This is a genomic window from Hydrogenophaga electricum, from assembly GCF_030160815.1.
Taxonomy (GTDB): Bacteria; Pseudomonadota; Gammaproteobacteria; order Burkholderiales; family Burkholderiaceae_C; genus Hydrogenophaga; species Hydrogenophaga electricum.
Genome location: NZ_BSPB01000132.1, coordinates 1 through 1,122, shown reverse-complemented (window position 1 = coordinate 1,122; position 1,122 = coordinate 1). Strand labels below are relative to the sequence as shown.

Below are 1,122 nucleotides of genomic sequence, written 5' to 3'. Positions count from 1 at the left end.
GAACGCTGGCCTCAGGCGGTAGGGAAAGTGCCCGGGAGGAGCACGGAGGCATCGACGTTGTCGATCTGCGTGTGACCGCAGAACGCCATGGTCAGGTCCAGCTCCTTGTGGATGATCTCCAGGCAGCGCGAGACCCCGGCCTCGCCCATGGCGCCCAGGCCATAGAGAAAAGCGCGCCCGATGTAGACCCCACGCGCGCCCAGCGCCCGCGCCTTGAGCACATCCTGGCCCGAACGCACGCCCCCGTCCATGTGCACCTCGATCTGGCTGCCCACCGCCTGCACGATCGCCGGCAGCGTGGCGATGCTGCTTTGCGCCCCGTCGAGCTGGCGCCCCCCGTGGTTGGAGACGATCAGCGCATCGGCCCCGCTTTGCACCGCCAGGCGCGCATCCTCCACATCCTGAATGCCCTTGAGGATCAGCTTGCCACCCCAGCGCTTCTTGATCCACGCCACATCGCCCCAGTTGAGCGCCGGATCGAACTGCTTGGCCGTCCACTCCGAGAGCGAACCCATGTTCTCGATCCCCTCGACGTGGCCGAAGATGTTGCCGAAATTGCGCCGCGGCGTGCCCAGCATGCCCAGCGCCCAGCGCGGCTTGGAGGCGATGTTGATCAGATTGGGCAGCGTCAGCCTGGGCGGGGCCGACAGGCCATTTTTCAGATCCTTGTGGCGCTGACCGATGATCTGCAGATCCAGCGTCAGCACCAGCGCGCCGCAGCGGGCGGCCTTGGCGCGGTCGATCAGGCGCTCGATGAAAGCGCGGTCCTTCATGACATACAGCTGGAACCAGAAGCCCTCGCCGGCGTGCTGGGCGACATCCTCGATGGAGCAGATGCTCATGGTCGAGAGCGTGAAAGGCACGCCGAAGCGGCGAGCGGCGCGGGCGGCGAGGATCTCGCCGTCGGGGTGCTGCATGCCGGTCAGGCCGGTGGGGGCCAGGGCCAGGGGCATGGCTGAGGGCTGGCCGACCAGGGTGGTGGCGGTGGAGCGGTTTTCCATGTTGATGGCCACGCGCTGGCGCAGCTTGATCTGCTGGAAGTCGCTCTCGTTGGCGCGGTAGGTGCTTTCGGTCCAGGAGCCGGAGTCGGCGTAGTCGTAGAACATGCGCGGCACGCGTTTC

The 1,122-nt window shown here is 66.9% G+C and carries 1 protein-coding gene; it reads right to left on the bottom strand.

All coding sequences use genetic code 11. From position 1 onward, the window contains the following. Positions 1-11: 11 nt before the first annotated feature. The coding region (locus QQK43_RS23110; protein ID WP_284309630.1) for an alpha-hydroxy acid oxidase at positions 12-1,122 on the bottom strand (1,111 nt) is incomplete at its 5' end.